General features: G+C 36.9%; 19 protein-coding genes. 8 read left to right on the forward strand and 11 right to left on the reverse strand.

Annotated features, from left to right (window positions below):
• Positions 1 to 6 precede the first annotated feature (6 nt).
• The 7 genes from ACOKFD_RS13960 to ACOKFD_RS13990 all read left to right on the forward strand — a co-directional run bounded on the left by ACOKFD_RS13960 (position 7) and on the right by ACOKFD_RS13990 (position 6,212).
• Complete coding sequence (locus ACOKFD_RS13960; RefSeq protein WP_422858469.1) at positions 7 to 474, forward strand: nitrous oxide reductase accessory protein NosL; 468 nt, start codon at positions 7 to 9, stop codon at positions 472 to 474.
• Positions 455 to 754 carry a cupin domain-containing protein gene (locus ACOKFD_RS13965; RefSeq protein WP_422858470.1) on the forward strand — a complete coding sequence of 100 codons (300 nt, stop codon included), beginning with the start codon at positions 455 to 457 and terminating at the stop codon, positions 752 to 754. Before ACOKFD_RS13960 ends, ACOKFD_RS13965 begins: the two co-directional genes overlap by 20 nt.
• The gene (locus ACOKFD_RS13970) at positions 754 to 1,992 is read left to right on the forward strand and encodes a nitrous oxide reductase family maturation protein NosD (RefSeq protein WP_422858471.1); all 1,239 of its coding nucleotides are present in this window, start codon (positions 754 to 756) and stop codon (positions 1,990 to 1,992) included. Before ACOKFD_RS13965 ends, ACOKFD_RS13970 begins: the two co-directional genes overlap by 1 nt.
• Positions 1,989 to 2,690, forward strand: coding sequence for an ABC transporter ATP-binding protein (locus ACOKFD_RS13975; RefSeq protein WP_422858472.1), 702 nt, complete (start codon positions 1,989 to 1,991; stop codon positions 2,688 to 2,690). The genes ACOKFD_RS13970 and ACOKFD_RS13975 overlap by 4 nt, the downstream gene beginning before the upstream one ends.
• Positions 2,691 to 3,473, forward strand: a complete 783-nt coding sequence (locus tag ACOKFD_RS13980; RefSeq protein ID WP_422858473.1) for an ABC transporter permease — start codon at positions 2,691 to 2,693, stop codon at positions 3,471 to 3,473. It abuts the gene before it with no gap.
• 297 nt (positions 3,474 to 3,770) lie between these two features.
• A complete protein-coding gene (locus ACOKFD_RS13985) occupies positions 3,771 to 5,528 on the forward strand; it encodes a serine hydrolase (RefSeq protein WP_422858474.1) in 1,758 nt (585 codons plus the stop codon).
• A 63-nt stretch (positions 5,529 to 5,591) separates the two neighbouring features.
• The gene (locus tag ACOKFD_RS13990; RefSeq protein ID WP_422858475.1) at positions 5,592 to 6,212 is read left to right on the forward strand and encodes a fused DSP-PTPase phosphatase/NAD kinase-like protein; all 621 of its coding nucleotides are present in this window, start codon (positions 5,592 to 5,594) and stop codon (positions 6,210 to 6,212) included.
• Positions 6,213 to 6,396: 184 nt separating this feature from the next.
• Here ACOKFD_RS13990 and ACOKFD_RS13995 read toward each other — a convergent pair whose 3' ends face one another.
• Together ACOKFD_RS13995 and ACOKFD_RS14000 are read right to left on the reverse strand one after the other, a co-directional pair.
• Entirely contained in the window at positions 6,397 to 7,374 is a 978-nt protein-coding gene (locus ACOKFD_RS13995; RefSeq protein WP_422858476.1) for a hypothetical protein, read from the reverse strand.
• A gap of 85 nt (positions 7,375 to 7,459) precedes the next feature.
• Positions 7,460 to 8,575, reverse strand: coding sequence for a helix-turn-helix domain-containing protein (locus ACOKFD_RS14000; RefSeq protein ID WP_422858477.1), 1,116 nt, complete (start codon positions 8,573 to 8,575; stop codon positions 7,460 to 7,462).
• Positions 8,576 to 8,738: 163 nt separating this feature from the next.
• Between ACOKFD_RS14000 and cls the strand changes: the two genes are divergently transcribed.
• Positions 8,739 to 10,196 (forward strand): cardiolipin synthase, encoded by a 1,458-nt coding sequence (cls, locus tag ACOKFD_RS14005; protein ID WP_422858478.1) that lies wholly within the window; start codon positions 8,739 to 8,741, stop codon positions 10,194 to 10,196.
• A 237-nt stretch (positions 10,197 to 10,433) separates the two neighbouring features.
• Here cls and ACOKFD_RS14010 read toward each other — a convergent pair whose 3' ends face one another.
• From ACOKFD_RS14010 to ACOKFD_RS14050, 9 genes are all read right to left on the reverse strand, one after another.
• The gene (locus ACOKFD_RS14010) at positions 10,434 to 11,570 is read right to left on the reverse strand and encodes a hypothetical protein (protein ID WP_422858479.1); all 1,137 of its coding nucleotides are present in this window, start codon (positions 11,568 to 11,570) and stop codon (positions 10,434 to 10,436) included.
• A 93-nt stretch (positions 11,571 to 11,663) separates the two neighbouring features.
• Positions 11,664 to 11,861 carry a hypothetical protein gene (locus ACOKFD_RS14015; RefSeq protein WP_422858480.1) on the reverse strand — a complete coding sequence of 66 codons (198 nt, stop codon included), beginning with the start codon at positions 11,859 to 11,861 and terminating at the stop codon, positions 11,664 to 11,666.
• Entirely contained in the window at positions 11,851 to 12,690 is an 840-nt protein-coding gene (locus ACOKFD_RS14020) for a class I SAM-dependent methyltransferase (RefSeq protein ID WP_422858481.1), read from the reverse strand. Before ACOKFD_RS14020 ends, ACOKFD_RS14015 begins: the two co-directional genes overlap by 11 nt.
• A gap of 254 nt (positions 12,691 to 12,944) precedes the next feature.
• Positions 12,945 to 13,949 (reverse strand): C45 family autoproteolytic acyltransferase/hydolase, encoded by a 1,005-nt coding sequence (locus ACOKFD_RS14025; protein ID WP_422858482.1) that lies wholly within the window; start codon positions 13,947 to 13,949, stop codon positions 12,945 to 12,947.
• A gap of 10 nt (positions 13,950 to 13,959) precedes the next feature.
• Positions 13,960 to 15,033 (reverse strand): hypothetical protein, encoded by a 1,074-nt coding sequence (locus ACOKFD_RS14030; protein WP_422858483.1) that lies wholly within the window; start codon positions 15,031 to 15,033, stop codon positions 13,960 to 13,962.
• Entirely contained in the window at positions 15,030 to 15,419 is a 390-nt protein-coding gene (locus ACOKFD_RS14035) for a hypothetical protein (RefSeq protein ID WP_422858484.1), read from the reverse strand. Before ACOKFD_RS14035 ends, ACOKFD_RS14030 begins: the two co-directional genes overlap by 4 nt.
• Positions 15,420 to 15,422: 3 nt before the next feature.
• Positions 15,423 to 16,589, reverse strand: coding sequence for a flavin monoamine oxidase family protein (locus tag ACOKFD_RS14040; RefSeq protein WP_422858485.1), 1,167 nt, complete (start codon positions 16,587 to 16,589; stop codon positions 15,423 to 15,425).
• Between the two features lie 333 nt (positions 16,590 to 16,922).
• Entirely contained in the window at positions 16,923 to 17,930 is a 1,008-nt protein-coding gene (locus tag ACOKFD_RS14045) for a 2-hydroxyacid dehydrogenase (RefSeq protein WP_422858486.1), read from the reverse strand.
• Entirely contained in the window at positions 17,911 to 18,567 is a 657-nt protein-coding gene (locus ACOKFD_RS14050) for a hypothetical protein (RefSeq protein WP_422858487.1), read from the reverse strand. The genes ACOKFD_RS14045 and ACOKFD_RS14050 overlap by 20 nt, the downstream gene beginning before the upstream one ends.
• Positions 18,568 to 18,613 lie beyond the last annotated feature (46 nt).

The raw sequence follows: 18,613 nt of genomic DNA on the forward strand, positions 1-18,613 counted from the left end.
AAAATAATGAAGAAAAGTAGCGCCTATCTTTTGTTGATTTTAATCTTATCTTGCAAGGTCGCTCCTGAACCTATAGTTTATGGAGAAACCTCATGTAATTTTTGTAGTATGACAGTGGTTGACAAGCAACATGCTGCACAATTGGTTACGGCCAAGGGGAAAGTTTTCAATTTTGATGCCTTGGAATGCATGATTAATTACCTCAGTGAAGTTGAAGTGCAAGAAATAGGTCTACTTTTAACCAATACGTACCATCAACCTGAAGTCTTGACAGAAGTTCAAAATTGTACATTCTTGATTAGTGAGGGCATTCCGAGCCCTATGGGAGCCTATTTGACGGCTTTTCAAACTGTAGGAGAGGCGCAAACTGCTTTGGCAGAACATCATGGAGAGTTATTCACATGGGAAGAATTACGAGTACGATTTGAAAAGAACCCAGATATAAGTCATAATCATGTATACCATAAACATTGACAACACAATAGCCAATCAAGCTTTTGATGGGTTACAAATCACACAATTAGTGAAAAATCCAAAATTTGAGGTGTTAAGTATTAGTTTGGCGAAAAATGCCGTTTTTCCACCTCACGAATCCAATGAAGATGCCCACCTCATTATGTTACAAGGACAAATTGTTTTCTACATTGAAAATAACCCTGTCAATCTAAGGGAGCAGCAGGAGTTCAGTTTTCCGAAACATACTGAACATTGGGTGGAAGCAACGGAAGATTCCAAATTTCTTATCATTCGTTGATGGTACGAAACTTAGTATTCCTAACATTCCTATTCGTTTTATTTTCTGGCGAGGCGATTGCTGATACCGTTATGGTATGCTCATCATGCACTATAAAATCGATTCAGGAAGGTATAACGGTCGCCAAGGAATATGATACAGTTCTGGTAAAAAAGGGAACCTATTACGAGTATAACATTCATGTGGACAAGCCCTTAACCCTAAAAGGCGAAAACTATCCCATTATTGATGGTCAGAAAAAAGGAGAGATACTAAAAATCATTTCAGATAATGTTACCATTGATGGACTTTTTATTATTAACGTAGGGGTTAGTTACACTACCGATTTTGCAGCTATCAGAGTAACCAAAAGTGAAAATTTCACCATTCAAAATGTTGTGCTTGAAAAACTGTTCTTTGGTATTTATCTAGAAAAGTCGTCACATGGTACGGTATATCATAATAAGATTATCGGTAATGCCAAAGACGAATACAATTCTGGTAATGGTATCCAGCTATGGTACTCTCACTTTGTGAATGTTAGCCATAACCATGTTCAAGGTACTCGCGATGGGATTTATTTGGAGTTTTCGGATAATATTACCATCACTAAGAATACCAGCACAAAAAACCTTCGATATGGCCTGCACTTTATGTTCTCAGATAACGATGTGTATACGGAGAATACATTTGAGGGAAATGGGGCTGGTGTTGCCGTAATGTTTTCTCGAAACATTGATATGGTTAACAATACCTTCAAGAAAAATTGGGGTACCTCGGCCTACGGCTTATTGTTAAAGGAGATTAATGATGCTAAAATACGCAACAATACTTTCGAGGAAAATACCGTTGCCATTAGCATTGAGGGGTCTAACCGGATTACATATCAAAATAATGACTTTGTAAAGAACGGATGGGCCATTCGAGTTATCGGTGCCTGTTACACCAATTCATTCATGGGCAATAATTTTTTGCACAACTCCTTTGATGTTTCCTATAACAGTAGATTGAACGACAATGAATTTCGTTCCAACTATTGGAGCAACTATACTGGATACGACTTGGACAAAGATGGCATTGGAGACGTTCCCTACAGACCCGTAAAACTGTTTTCCTACATTGCCAACAGAACACCAGAAACTATCATTTTGCTACGCTCCCTCTTTATGGATATTATCAATTTTTCTGAAAAAGTATCCCCAGTTTTTACACCAGACAATTTAAAGGATGCTAAACCCTTGATGAAAAAACGCCTGTGATACAAATAGCTGGTTTACATAAAAAATTTGGAAAAAACAATGTCTTAAAAGGTATTGACCTTAACATAGACCCAGGTAAAATCTATGCAATTCTTGGCCCAAACGGATCGGGAAAGACTACTTTGATCAAAAGTATTCTGGGCATGGTGATTCCAGATAAGGGGTCCATTGAGGTGTTGGGTGAATCCATAAAGAAAGGTTGGAAATATCGAAAACAAATTGATTACCTTCCTCAAATAGCCAACTTCCCAGGCAACCTAAAGGTTGAGGAGCTTATGGCAATGATAAAGGACCTTCGAAATGATGAAGGTGAAGCCGAAGAACTGATTGAGATTTTTGCCCTTCAGCCTCATTTGGACAAGAAATTGGCCAATCTTTCAGGAGGTACCAAACAGAAAGTCAATTTAGTGATTGCTTTTATGTTTGAAAGTCAGCTACTCATCTTGGACGAACCCAATACAGGATTGGACCCCAATGCACTTATACAACTCAAGGCGTTGATTAAAAAGGAAAAAGAGAAAGGAAAGACTTTGCTCATCACCTCACACGTGATGCAATTTGTGGAAGAAGTGGCCGATGAGGTCATTTACCTTTTGGAAGGAAATATTTACTTCAAAGGTACCCTGACCGAATTAATGGAAAAGACCCAACAAACCAATGTAGAACATGCTGTTGCAGCATTGACCAAAAAGAAATAAATGGGTAAGGTTTTAAAGTATAGTTTCTATGATTTGATTCGGAGCCGATGGAGTTATATCTATTTTCTCTTTTATCTCGCTCTTGGTTTTATGCTATTGTTTTTGAACAACGATCTTTCAAAAGCAGTCATCACTTTAATGAATATAATTATAGTTCTTGTGCCACTAATTGGAACCATTTTTGGGACCATGTACTATTATAACTCCAAAGAGTTTACTGAACTCCTACTGGCACAACCCATTACACGTTCGCATATTTTTTTGGGTCAATATTTGGGCGTAGCAGGTTCTCTCTCTTTTAGTTTAGCCTTAGGATTGGGTATTCCCTTTGTTGCATATGGGTTGCTAAAAAGCAATGCAATTTTTGATTTTACATTGTTATTGGTTACCGGGGTGTTTCTGACTCTTATCTTCACCGCTTTGGCATTTAATATTGCTATAAGCAATGAGAACAAAATAAAGGGTTTTGGCTACGCGGTACTTTTATGGTTGTTCATGGCAGTGATTTATGATGGTATCTTCCTACTCTCTCTAATTGTTTTTGAAGAATATCCTTTGGATACTTTTTCAATGGTCGCCACCGCATTCAACCCAATAGACCTTTCAAGAACCTTAATCCTTTTGAAGCTTGATATTTCCGCTCTTTTAGGCTATACTGGAGCCGTGTTTAGAAAATTCTTTGGCACTCAAATGGGGTTTTGGATTTCCATTTTGGTTTTGACGCTTTGGATAGTCCTTCCAATTCTTAGATTGCAATACAAAGCGAATCGTAAAGATTTTTGAATAGAAAGTAGTGTTACCTACCTCTTATTTTTATAAAACAGTATCTGACTTTAGTTAGAGGGTCAATAACTGTTGACAATTAAAATTGGGGTTAGATGTGTAGACATATTCAATCAGATTGATTCCTATTTCTATTTTCTATCTGTTTGGAGTTTTCCAGTATTGACCTAAGCAGATTTACTCCTTTTAGAAGATTAACTTAAATTACATAAGCAAATGACATATAGGTGACATCCAAATGTCGTAAAGATTTCAAATAGATAGCAATAGTTTTATCCCTGTCAAATATGTATTTCCATGCACAATAAATCAATAGCGAAAAACTTAGTCTATCAAAGAAAATTGAAAGGTTTTACGCAACAAGAACTATCAGCTAGAACAGAAGTCACGGTGCGTACCATTCAGCGTATAGAGAAAGGAGAGGTAAGTCCACATTTACAAACCATTAATCTTTTGGCAACTGCTCTTGAGATTGAGGTTGAAGACCTTTTGCCATTGGAAAACCCTAAAGAGGAAGCTATTCAAAAAAAATGGCTCTTACTTATGCACGCCACACCACTCTTGGGGTTTGTAATTCCCTTTTGCAATGTGCTTTTCCCTTTGTTTTTATGGATTCACAAAAGAGAGGATAATTCCTTATATGATAACCATGGGGCCAAAGTGATTAATTTTCATATCACTGTTTTGTTAGTATATGTTTTAGCATTTGTGGCATTATTGACGGTTGAAAAATGGGGCTTTGTATTTTTTGTCTCAGTTATTCCATTGTGTGTATTGATTGTTATGGCAAACATTATATACGCGGTAAAAGAACATAAATGCTATTATCCTTTGTCAATTCCCTTTTTGAAAAGTAAAGCAAGAAAAACATCTAAAGCATTTTTATTCCTAATCCCATTGTTGGGGATTGTTAGCTGTACACCTCTTAGGAATGATGAAATAACTCGTCTGGATGGTACCCATATCTCAAAGGATTCTTTAACTCGGAAGATAAATCAGTTGATGGAGGATGCCAATGTTCATGGGATTGCTGTTTCAGTATTTAATGATAACGTACCGGTCTACCAAAAAGCATTTGGATACAGAAATGTTCCAAAACAACTTGCACTTACGGATTCCACAAATATTTATGGGGCTTCTTTAAGCAAAGCTGTATTTGGTGTACTTGTTATGAAATTAGCAGAAGATATGGTGATTGATTTAGATACACCTCTTGAATCTTATTTGCCCAAAAAGATTTATGAATACGAACCAGAAACCCGCTGGCACGATAACTATTCCGATTTAAAAACGGACAGTTTATACCATAAGATTACGGCAAGAATGTGTCTGGCGCATACCACAGGATTCAATAACTGGAGGTTTTTTGAATCTGACAGAAAATTACGAGTGAATTTTGAGCCTGGCACGAAGTACTTCTATAGTGGCGAAGGCTTAGTATTTCTTCAAGTTGTTTTAGAAAAGATTACAGCCAAAGGTCTTGATGAATTGGCTCAAGAACATATTTTCAAACCTTTGCAAATGAACAACACGTCTTATCAATGGCAACCAAGATTTGAAAAGGACTTTGCCCATGGACATAATGCCAAAGGTGAACCTTATGGCAAAGACATTGATAATGAACCTAGGTCTGCCAGTACTATGGAAACAACGGCAAGGGATTATACAAAATTTCTTACTGCTGTATTGAATGAACAAATATTAAGTAAAGCCTCTTATGAAGAAATGTTCAGTCCTCAAATTAGAATTAAATCTTTAGCACATTTTGGCCCCAATGCCCAAACTATAACTAATAAATATGACAGAATTAATTTGAGTTGTGGGTTAACCTGGTTATATTTTGATACACCTTATGGAAGGGCAGTTACTAAAAGTGGTCATGGGGATGGATTTCAGCATTATTCAATTTTATTTCCTGAAACAGGTAAAGGAATGTTAATTATGACCAACAGTGATAACGGAGAGAGTATATATAAAGAATTATTGGAGATTGCTTTAGCAGATATTTATACGCCTTGGGAATGGTCAAACTATATTCCGTATAACAACAGATAGTTACAATTAAAAAAATTACAAATTGTGAATTTAGGAAATCACTAAAGACCGAAGACCGTTTAAATGAAACTCAAGCCTAAGGCTAAAAAAACCAGTAATATGTATGATTCTGTATTTTTATTAGAAACTATGAGAGAGAAACGATTTCTGGTTTTATTGTTTTTCTTTCTATTCACCCACTGTTTTTGTTGCCTAGCTCAAAATACAAGTCTTGAAAAAGTTCAATCCAATAGGTTTAAACGATTGTACCAACTAAATGATTCAGTTTATCGTTCGGAACAACCAAGTAAAAAGGGTTTTAAAGAATTGGAGGCCTTGGGCGTAAAAACCTCAATTACGTTCCGAAGAAATAAAGACGATGTAAAGAAAGCTCGGGGGACAGCATTGGAATTAATTCATCTTCCTCTGAAAACTGCTGAACTAACAGAGAAAGACATTGTAAATGCATTACGAGCTATAAAAGATGCTAAAAAACCGGTTCTGGTTCATTGCTGGCATGGCTCAGATAGAACTGGGGCAATAATGGCGGCATATCGTGTAGTTTTTGAAAACTGGTCCAAAGAGGATGCTATTTCCGAGTTGAGAAAACCTGAGCTTGGATACCATGAAAAATGGTATCCAAATGTGATAGAGCTAATTTCCAATCTTCACAAAAAGCAAATAACGAAAGAGTTGGGCCTATGAGACAAAAGCATACAAGTAGGCTCGTTTTTTTCAAAAATTTTAAGGTTGAGTTTCAACACCTAACTTCCATTTTTAGGTTTTCTTGTTTTGGGATCAAAGTCAATAAGTAATACTAAAAACTTGGGAGTCATTAAGCAACTCCCAAGACTATTTGTGCCATTTTACCGCCAAGTTTAATGGGTTTTTAATCCAAATCAATTTGGCGAAGGGCTCCGTTAGTTTGTGTAATGTACAGTACATTTTTGTTGGCATCCCCAACAATGCCATTTGGTGTGTCGAAAGTAGCCCCTAAAAGACTACCTTCTGTTGTACTCTGTGTTCCAGAACCTGCAAAGATTGAAGTCTCGCCAGTTAAAGACACTTTGTAGATTACATGCTCCTCCACAGCGGTGGCATAAATGGTATCACCCAAAAGAGTGATATACCCAATTACAAAACCTTGTCTTACCGTAGGTATTGTGGTAATCACCTCAATGGATTTTTCTATATCTATTTTCAAAATGGCACCAGTTACAAAATTCCCTACAAATAAATCTCCCGAGCTATCAAAAGCTATGCCTACCCCTCCGGCAAGTAGGGCATCTTGAACATATACGCTTACTTCTCCATCCGTATCTATCTTATGTATCCCTGGGAAAGAAAAATTGGAAACATAAACGTTACCCTCTTCGTCCAGTGTAATGCCTGCAGGAAAACCGGGTAATGTGGCTAGGGTTGTTCTATTGTTTTCAGAATCGATTCTGATAACATCTCCAATGGTTTGATTGGACCCAGGTTCAATAGGTCGTACATTATGCACAACAAATATATTTCCAGAACTGTCAACAACATTTCCTAAAGGTGCTACAAGGTTATCAACTGCTACTTCGACAGATGCAGATTCTGGATTGAAGCTCACGACTTGCGTACCCATGAATTGGTTAAAATTACTACCATAAACAATTCCATTAGCATCTATAGAAAGCCCATCAGTTGCCCCAAAATTCGATGCCAGTGTTTGCACCTTAATTTCTTCTGGAGGGACGGGATCTGGATTCTCACTCCCATCTGGCTCTACGGGTGGTTCATCAGAATCTGATGAACAGGAGTATATGGGAAAGACGCTCAAAGCTAGTATTAAAGAGTATGTAACATACTTTTTAAGATTAAAGACTGTTTTCATAAAATTGTTATTTAAAGGTTTAGATAACAATCTTAAGTAGAACCCGTCTGGCAATCGACCGTGTATATATCTTCGAACAATTGGATTAACCGGCCAATCTCTTAATGTAACTGCTGGGTGTTTCTTTCAGAAGGGACTTGAAGGCTTTGTTAAATGTGGATTTTGAATTAAAGCCCACTTCCATGGACAGGGAAAGAAGGGTTTTTATCTTGTGCTCGTCTTGCTCCAACTTAAAAATGAACTCTCTGATTCTATATTCATTGATAAAATCATAGAAATTGGTCTCATATATGGAATTCAGTAGCCATGATAGATTATTTGTTGATGTGTTTAACTCTTTTGAAAGATATGCCAATGTCAGTTCATTGTCCAGATAAAGTTTTTCGTCATTCATGAGTTTGTGCAGTCTCTGTTTTAAATCATCAATGCTTTTTTCATCCATCAACCTTCTCAAGTTGGTTTTTGGTTTTTCAATTACCAGCCTAAATATTTCTGGCTGTCTAACAGCAAAAAATCCGACAATGTAAATTAGCACAGGAATTGCAATCCATACCATATTATAGGTAATAACCGGAACCCTAATTTTTAAAACATACATGTTTAGGAAGCTAAACCCCCAAGCGGTTAAAATTATACCAGAGGCTGTTAATAGGACAATGGCATACGGGAGCGTGGATTGAGTAAAAGAGAGTTGCTCTTTTTCTTCTTTTTGAAGCTTTTGAACAAAACGAAGGCTTAAAAACCAATAGTATAGATTAAATACTATGGCCACCAATTCTGCTATTAAAAAAAAGTAATTAAAATCGCCAGACATTAACTTCTGACCAAACTCTTGATTCGTATAGGTGTTTAAATGGATTAAGAAAGTCAGATAAATTAAAGCAGGGATATAATGAAATAGGTTTAGCGCAAAGGTTACTTTTCCTTTTTCCAAAAGACGCCTTAAATAAATGTAACCCAAAGGTCCAAGAGCAAAAATTAGCGATTCCAATGGAGCCAATCTTTGTATTATCCATGCTTCATTGGCCTTATGAATCATCATTCGAGTTAATAGAACAAAGCAGCTTAGCAATAACTGTAGTGCCAAAACTTTGTTTGCCGCCGCATTTCTTTTTTGAATGATGAGAAGGGAAAAACTTAAAAAGAGACCTTGTGCTATTCCAAGAAGCAGAAATATATCAACCACATTATAATTCTCCATAGCTTTTTGGATTTTTTCTCAAATTTATTTTTTTTCTCAGCTTTAGAGGTTCGATTATATAGATTCATACGCTTTATTTCAACTTCTTTTATCACAAATCACGACTACCATTGTTTTGATCTTCTAGTTTTTCCTAAGACTAAGGTTTAATGACATATATCAGATGAGTGATAATCGGGGGACCTTATATTTGGGAGAACTTTCCTTTATTTTTATGGTACTGGCAATTCTAATCATTGTTTATATTTTCATCTCCCTCGTGCTAGTGATAGGTATCTTGATGAATGGGGTCAGACCCACTAAAACCTTAGCATGGCTCCTGGCAATATTTACCATACCCGTTGGTGGAATCCTACTTTATCTTCTCTTGGGAAGAAATCGTAGAAAGAACAAGTTGTTTCCACTACAAGATGATTTCCTTAAAAAGGCGGATTTTAAATACACTCTAAAGGACACTGATCATCCTGATATTGTGGATAAAACCATAGAATTAATCAATAGGACAAGCAAGTATCCTTTAACTCAACGGAATAGAATTACAATTCTTACTAATGGGCAAGAAACATTTGAATCTATATTTTCTGCCTTGGAAAATGCAAAGGAACACATCCATTTTCAGTACTATATTTTTGAGGAAGGCCAATTGGCCAGTAGGTTGTTGGATGTTTTCAGGACTAAGATTCAAGAAGGTGTAAAGATTCGACTTTTATATGATGGCATTGGAAGCTATTCTTTAAGCAAAAGCTATATAAAGGCCTTGAAAAAGGGGGGGGTTGAGGTTTACCAATTCTTACCCTTTAGATTTGGAAGGTTTTTATCTTCACTCAACTATAGAAATCATAGAAAAATAATTAGTGTTGATGGGGAAATCGGATTTACCGGAGGGATTAATATTTCCGATAAATATCTTCGGGGCGAAGATGTTGAAGGAAATTGGAGGGATACTCACTTAAGAATAGATGGCGAAGCGGCTTTTCTGCTTGATACAGTATTTATGGCGGATTGGCACTTAGCTTCAGGAGACAAGGTAGCTGTTGCCGGGCCTCAACAAAATTTGAAGGGAACTGTAGAGGACAGTTATGTGCAAATAGTACCTAGTGGTCCAGACGATGATTTCGACACAATGGAACAAGTATACTTTTCAATGATTAATAGTGCCAAACAAAGTGTTTTTATATCTAACCCATACATCATCCCGAATTACGCAATTTTACAGAGTTTGAAAACTGCTGCCCTAAGTGGATTGGATGTGAGACTATTAATGTCAGAGACTACGGACAGTAAACTTGTGGACTGGTGTGTCAGGGCATATTTTGAATCGTATTTAAAGGCTGGAATAAAGCTTTATTTATACCCAAAGGGTTTTATGCACAGCAAGGTTGTTATTTGTGATGATAACTTGGTCAGCGTTGGAACCGCAAACCTTGATGATAGGAGCTTGCATCAGAATTATGAAGTAAACGCTCTGGTCTATGACAAACGGATTTGCGAACAAATGAAGGAACAGTTTTTAGTGGATTGTGAAAAATCCATTAGACTGAATTATAAGGCGTATAAAAACAGAGGTTGGCCAAGCAAGATACTGGAAGGGACGGCAAAACTAATGAGCCCGTTGTTATGAGATTATAGTTTCAAAACGCAACTCGTTTCTACATCCTTTTTTTCCAAGAGTTAATATTGTAGACAGTGGTCTTAGCAATATCTATTGCATCATCAATGTCTATGTTTCTGCTTTAGATACGTTGTCTTTCTTTGCTCGAAGAGGTCAAAAACTTTCACTACGTGCTATTAAATATTTGAGATTCTTTTTCTTAACGATGATTTGTTTGATACTACTGGTACACTATAGTGATCACCGCTATTTTTTATAGTTGAGTTCGGTTTGTTTACTTGGTGGCGTTAAGATCATATAGTCAAATCGATACATGTAATCTTTAAGCGATTTGCTCCCAACTTTCTGTTTCCAAGATGATTTCTCTATACTCTTTAAGTCAATCACTGTCCATTTGTTTCCTTCAACATCTATAATTGGATCAAAAAGTTGTTCGTCTTCTTTTTCAATATTTTTACTGATTGTTCCGTCTTTGTTGATGTATCCAGATGGAAAAATTAGGATATGAACTGATTTTCTGCTATTGTAATTGGCAAGTTCCATCATAAAATTTCCAATGTCATAAACTTTGTCATGACTTTTTCCTTTTGAAGCATGAACCCCACCTATTTTCAGAAAGACCTTGGGTAAGGTATCGTTTTGCAAGGCTACCTTATAATACCTGATAAAGTTTTCTTGCATAATGCTTAACCGTTTATAGATACTTTCACGGAACTCATTGTCCTTTCTTAATTTGTAGACTTCCCAAGATTCTTTTAAATCGGAGATGATTTTGCTGATTTGTTTATCGCTTTTACCCAATTTGTCAAAATAGTTATTGATTTCAGGGGCGTTTAAAAGAGTCTTATAAACTCTATATTTTCTGTCTTGTCTGGCTTTTTTGGTTTCTGATATTGCAAAGTCATTGGCCTTCAAATACAAACTTTCAACTTCTTTAGAAGAATCTGATAATTGGTATAGCCTGTCCATTAAGAATACTTGGGAGGTTAAGTATTCTTGGTCTATACCCCAGATTTCAAAACCATTTTCCATAAATGATTTCAGAAAAACTTCATCTTCTACACCATCGAAGAAAGGTACGGGTACTTCATCAACCAAACTATAGACCTCAGTATTAAAATCATACAAAGACCCATTTTTGGTTATTTGTCTTGAAATTTCGGCAGCACTGTTGGGACCAATTTCTGCTGCGAAATACTTGAAATTGTTTTTCGCCAGTGTTGGGATTATTGAATTGGTAAATTCCGAAACCCTAGCGGAGAAGTGCTCTTCTCCTAGAACTACAAATTGAACGTGCTCTATTTCCTTCCTGAGAATATCAAAACCTTCTCCTTCTGGAATACTTTCATTGATTTCAAAGTAAAACGTATTCTCTTTGACCAAATCGATATCACTTCGACCTTGAGAAAAGAGTTTTGGAAAAAAAAATGATTTGAATTGCTAGTATAATTGTTGTTTTCTTCATGGCTGTTAATGTTATCTTTTACTTTTTTTAATTACTCTATAATTACAAGCTCTGTTTTCAACAAATTCTATCTTGTTCTCAGATAAAAGTTGAGCTATCAGTTCTTGGGTTTCATCTTCGTTGAGACCAATTTTTTCTCCTAGATGGATTTCATTAAAACGACCTTTGTTCTCCTTCAATAAATTGTAGTATCTGTTTTTATTTTCCATAGTTGTTCGTTTTTTGAGCGGCAATCATCATATGTGGACTAAGAGATAAAAGAAAGTTGTCATTCTCTGTAATCGCGATTAGTTCCAACAGTGTTTTTTTTCTTTTGCAATTGAGCATATTTGCAAAAAAGTCCTTGTCCAACCAGGCCATGCCCTCAACTGCATACAGATTTAGGCATGTTAAATTATGAGCTATAAACTCGTCCATAAGCTGCTTGGGTCTATGGTAATACGCTTCTGCCAAGAGCCATGGAAAGTCGTCCGGAGGATTGTGTTTTCCACTTGTCAACTCTTCTTTACACATTTCAAAAAAAGTTTTTTTGTGAATTAATCCATTTAGCAGACCCACCAAAGTTGATGCCGTATAGTTAATGGCAAATGCCAGTATTATTCCGTTGTTTTTTACAACCCGCTTGGCTTCTTGAATTGTAAGGTCTCTATCATTTTCATTTTGAAGGTGGTAAAGAGGTCCATGCAAAAGTATTAGGTCCGCATAATTGTTTGGAAATCCCAGTTTACGTGATTCTCCTGAGTGGACCGAAAACTTATTTTTCAATTTATCTGCTCTGTTCTGGGCAATTATCAAATGTTTTGGTACCGGTTCCACTAAATGTACCTGGTGTCCTTTTTTAGCAAGCCATTCTGAATATCTTCCCGTTCCGCCACCAACATCAATTATTCGGGATGAGGAATTTGGAATGTATTTTTCTATGAGTGTCTTAACCCTTTCAAACTCAAAAACTCCCATTCCAGAACTAAGTCTGGTTTCTTCAGATGCTTTTGTATAAAAGCGTTCTATATTTCTGTTTATTAATTGTTTACTTTTCATTTTGTTTGTTATAATTGCCTCGCTTGAATGTTGAAATACATGACGAAGCGATTAAGCAATTGACTGAATGGTCAAATGCATTTTTTAATCTTATAAATGTTCGGACAGTAATTACCTAAACCTCGTAAATCCGTGGACTCAGACGCTGTGTTTCTCGTGGTATCGAGATAGATAATATTTTGAATTAATAAATCAGACGATAAAGATAAGTATTTGTAAAATGGATTTTCATGTTTACTTTGGGATGATTGATATTAACTACTTCTTTTTTTCAGCCACCAGTCCAACCTTTTTTCTGGTTTGTAGTTGGAAACTTTAGGTAGGTTCTCTGCCCGTTCAATGGACAGATTTGTTAAATTGGCTACTACGGACCAGATTGTGCCAAACTTTTCCTTCTTTAGATTTAAGCATACGCATTTGTCAGAAAGAATCTCTTTGGCCTTTTGAGTGTCCATACTTTCAATGGAATTCAATTTGTTTTCCATTTGACTGGCGCGCTCAGAGCTCTTGCTCCATTCAACACCTCCACGATCAAAGGCTTTCATTTCATTTGTCATAAACTGATTGGTAATGTAAATATGGTTTTGATTGTGCCCTGGTCTTCTGACCATGCTTTTTTGAGGTGCAGATTCTACCACTGCGATATCACCTATTGCATCTGCAATTAAAAAGTTGTTTGAAGATGACACAGGGGTATTTTCTATCAGTTTTATTGCCTGATTGGTTTCACTACAGTTTTCCAACACTTTTCTAACAATAAAATGAAACCCTATTCCTGGTTTAACCTCAGTGCCATTAACAAAAGACATGGCAATGGATAATCCCTTTTCATTGATTCCATCAGAACGCCCAATAAAAACATCTGATTGACTAATGTAGGCATACTTGTCTTTAGGAGCTATCAAACTGCTTTCCGTGAATTTTTTAAACTCAAAGAGCATATCGTAATTCCTGCCAACTATTACGGAATTCTTGTTTCTAAAAGCAAACACGCTACATTGTCCATTGGTCTCAAAAACACCCAGGCTTAAAAGAAAAGCCCCCAGATTTTCTGGTTTATCGTTTATTCCTTTTGCAAAACCTTTTATTTCTTCTACAACTTCAGGATAAAAACTTTCCAATTCTTTGTATGATTCAAGTCCAAATGCTGTTTTCTTATCACTTATTTTAGGAAGGGTGAAGTTGGCTTTTTCGCGAAGCAGAGTTCCGTACTTCAAGCCCATTTCGTAAAAATCTCCGTATAGTCTTGGATGATACATGGTTTGCTAATTAAAAGTTTATGCCTAATACTAATTCTACCCCTAAATCAAAACGATATACTTCTGAAGTTTCAAATTGCTGAAAGAAGTCAACACCAAAAACAAGCCCTCCCTTCTGCCAAGGGATAAATCGTAATCCTTGGCTTGCTCCAGCTCCGATTACAAAATTGACAGAGTTATCACCCGAGAGGTCTTCCAATAGTTCAAAACCCAGAGGCACGTTAGCGCTCATCGAAGCATAGACTCCGTTAAACAGTCGCTTGTAAAAGAAGTATAACTCGGGGCGAAGTACATAGGAGTTCACTTCTTCGTATCCATTTTCTTCCGCTACATCATCTCTGGCCCAGGTTACTTCAAATGAAGCCTCATAAGGCCTGATCAAACCTTTTTTACTATCTACAAAACCAGTATAGCTTATTCCATACCCCTGAAAATACCTGCTTCCCATTCCTTTTACGGTTACCAAATTGAACCATTGCCCAAGTTTACCATCTATCTTCTCGTTGTCTCTTGGAGGACTAAAATCAGCATTGGAAACAACAGACTTTACTCTATCATAATTTTTAAGAAAATAGTGCATACAGTATTCAAGGGCTGCGCGGATTCTTTTTTCATGGGTAGCATATAGTTGCGCTTTCTTGCCTAGATCAAAAATTTCATCTTCGTTATGCTTGATGGTATAAATCTCTCTACGCTGTTGGCCTTCCATTGTGAAAAATGACATTTCAACATGAGCTCGGGCTACCTGTACAATGCCGTCATTCATCTTACGCTTTGACTCTTGCACGTTTAGTGCTTGTAACTCAATATAAATAGGCTCCTTGAGACCATCCTTTTTCAAAGAATGAGCATAAAAACGTTCTATGGCCACTTCCGTTCCTTCCTTTAAGAATAGTTCGGTTTCCTCCCCATTTAAATTTTTGTGAACGCCCAAACTTTTCACTTTTCGTTTGTCAATTACGGATTCTACGTACACTTTTTCATTGCTCTGAATATTGAAAGGAATGGTTCTAAGGGACATTCTTTCTTGAGCACAAAGCGTTGTCGCCAAAAAAAACAAAATAACAGTGATTGATGCTTTCATTTGTCATTTATTACTCGAGAAACATAATGTACTTCCCAAATGCGAAACTCATCGGTATCATAGGTAACCACCATTGATTTATTGGATAGAAAGTGGATATATAACTTTTCCTTTTTTCCTTTGTCTGATAGCAGTTCAATATATTTTCCATTGGTATTGAGCAACCATGTACCGTTGCTCTTTTTACCTTCGGAAACCACCGTATAGGACATATCCTGCTTAAAGGTTAAACGGTCTCCGACTTCCTTTTTTGGAGGAAGGTAATACTGCTCTTCGTCAGAGTATTTATCCAACAACCAAGTAGTATATAGGTCTTCTTGGTTGATTTTCTGTGCATAGGAAGTCAACGAAATAATTGAGAGCAATATGAACATTAGGCTTTTCATCTTTTACTTATTTTCTTTTAATATCATTTCTACACATTGCTTGGCCGAGTGGATGGCATTATGCACATTTCCCCAATCTGTGCCGTCAGTATACCCATCACCGGCAAAGTAAAGTTTGTTATCAATGGGTTCCTGTAGTGTTGCCAATGCTTCAGGCTTGGTAAAATCACTAGCATAGGCTCCCATTGCAAACGGTTCTTTGGACCAATTTTGGGTAAGATGTTTCATGTAATACTTGGTTGCCTTTCCTTCAAATATTTGGTCTAGCTCTTTTAAAAACTGAGATTTGAACATGTCATCCGTCAGACCACCATATTTTTTAGCAGGGGCGCCTACCGAAAAAAGACCCAAAATATGTTTTCCGCTTTCCTGACCCCAGGCGGCATCATATAGTGATACCTGTCCATCTGTTTCAGGTTGTATCCGGTAATCAACAAATGAGGGGTAGAATTTTTGTTCAAACTCAAAAAAGGCTTTAAACCCATCCCAATAGGTGACTTTATTAAATGCGCTTGATTTTCTTTCGGGGAGAGTGGGTGAGAAGCTTATTTCTTTTGATTTCAAAATGGACAAAGGAGCCGTAATTATTACTTGGTCCGCAATAAATTCCTCCTCACCTGCTTTTAACAGCACCTCAGTTTTAGAATAGTCTATTGAGGTAATATTTGTACTGTACTGAATGTTGTTTTCAACATTTGGCACCACAAAGGTTTTGAAGAAATCAAGCCAAGAGCTATTGATGAATTTTTTATCGATGAAGGTGTTCAGCGTATTCCTAAGTAATTTGCCATTTTCCCAGACCCAATATTCATCATTGGGCAAGTAGTCTGCAGTTTTAATCTGTTGCAATACTTTTTTAGTATCAGCCAATGTGCTGAAATCAATGTGCACCGATGAAATCCATTCTGCTCCAAGAGCAATTGGGAAATCGGCAAAAGAAGTATTGACTTTCATTCTTCCACCAAACTGGGAATCAGCTTCAAGTATGGTGAAGTTAACTCCCCTTTGTTTAAGAAGATATCCAGCAGATAAACCAGCCGCTCCGGCACCAACTATTATCACCTTGCTAGGTTCTGAATATTGATTAGGAGATTTAACGGTCGAAAAGCTATTAAAGGGTATGCTTAACCCTAACAATGTGCAAGCTCGTATAAAGTCTTTCCTGTCCATTCTTGTAAAATCAAACTCAAGTTTGATTATCAAAAAAAGTACCAAATGTGAAGAAATACAATATTATATTTCCATCTTTTACGAAAGGGTTATGAACTGAAGCAACTTGCGTGTGAGAATTAAATTGACCTGCAATATGAAAGCTTATGTTACAACAAGTTTCTTCTGTATTCGGGATAAACTTTCCACAGAAATACATAAATAGGCTTTTAAACATTTAGGAGGTATTTTTTGGATGCCCTCTGGCCATTGTTCTAACAGCTGCAAGGACAAAAACCCATATAAGCAAGTTCACGCAAATTTGAAGGGACGGCAAAACTAATGGGCCTGTTGTTATGAAATTAAAGTCTCAAAACCCAACTCGTTTCTGCATCCTTTGTTTTCCTCCCAACAATTGATGTTATAGATTGTGGTTTCAGCTATGTTACCAATGGCTTCTTTGGTCATGAATGCTTGATGTGGGGTCAATAAAACATTTGGTAGTTCCAATAGTTCCGACAAGAGAGGATCATTGATGCCATTCTTGGTGTTGTCTCTAAAGAAAACACCTCTTTCAGATTCATAAACATCTGTTGCGTACGCTTTAAGCGTTCCATTTTTGAGTGCTTCAAGCAGTGCCCTTGTCTTCACAACTGCCCCTCTAGCCGTATTTACCAAAATAGTTCCCTTCATCATTTTTTGGAACAACTTTTCGTCAAACATATAATGGGTTTCATAGGTCAATGGAACATTGATACTAATAATTGACGCACTGCTACAGAGTGTATCCAAGTCCATATACTCCAAATCGTATTCACTTTCCAAATAGTGGTTGACCTTGAGGTCATTGGCAATTACCTTACAACCAAAGGCGTGAAACAGTTTTACTAAAATTGAGCCTATTCTTCCTGTGCCCACCACACCAACCGTTTTACCATGAAGGTTACTTCCCATGAGTTGGTCCAGAAGAAAATTGTTTTTGTTTACCTGGTCATTGGCTTGTATTATTTTTCTGTTCAACGCCAAAAGCAAGCCCATGGCATGCTCTGCAATGGCATGGGGAGAGTAGTCAGGAGCATTTGCCACCCTAAGTCCTATTCGTTTTGCCGATTTTAAACTAACATTGTTGTAACCCGTGGACCTCAGACTGATATACTTCACTCCTAGGTCTTTGAGTATTTCCAGTACAACTAGGGAAGCATCATCCCCAGAGAAAATGGAGATTGCATCATACCCAGCCGCTAAAACAGCTGTTGTGCTATCCAAAGATTCCTTGATGAACCTAACTTTATGTTTGCCATCATTTGCTTTTAGCAATGGCTCTTTTTCAAATTCCTTTGTGCTATAAACCAGTAATTTCATTTGCGAGCTTTTTACGAAAAATTAAATCCTGCTCCTTTAAAGCGAACACAACCAGTTTCACATAGTCGTCTACAGTTTTATCAATATCCACCGGGTCCGTAATTTCTATATTTCCCCTCCAAATGAGTTGTCGCTCTTTGCCAAAACAAATACAGTACAAGGAGGTTTCGGCTTGATAGACGGTATATTCATCGTAATACCCATTCTCGTAATAAATGGATTGATGTTCCAAATAATCATAGCTGAAGGTATCAAAGAACCTATCCGTATCTGACATTCGTTTTTTGAATGACCGCTTGTTTTCGGAACCAATGATCTTGGTGAACAGGATGGCATCAAAATCCTTGTTTAGCAGTTGTAGTTCAACTTCGGACAATTCTTCTTCGGATTTTTCTGAAGAGGTGAATTCTACATCAAAAAGGTCAATACTTCGGAAAGATTCTATGTTTCTTTTGTCAAACTCCTCCTTGAGCTTGGTTTCAAACTTGACGCGTGCTTCCTCATTCGCGGTCATTCCCACAATCAACACTTTATTGGCGTCGAAAATTACGATTTCCGGGTTTTTCCAGTTGTTGACCAAACTGGTAGATGTACAACCCGATATAAGCATTGCTAGTATTGAAAGAAGTCTTTTCATGTTTATGGTATTGGGTTTATTTAGGTGGGTCCAATTGTTGCCCTAG

Source organism: Flagellimonas ulvae (assembly GCF_049333175.1).
Taxonomy (GTDB): domain Bacteria; phylum Bacteroidota; class Bacteroidia; order Flavobacteriales; family Flavobacteriaceae; genus Flagellimonas.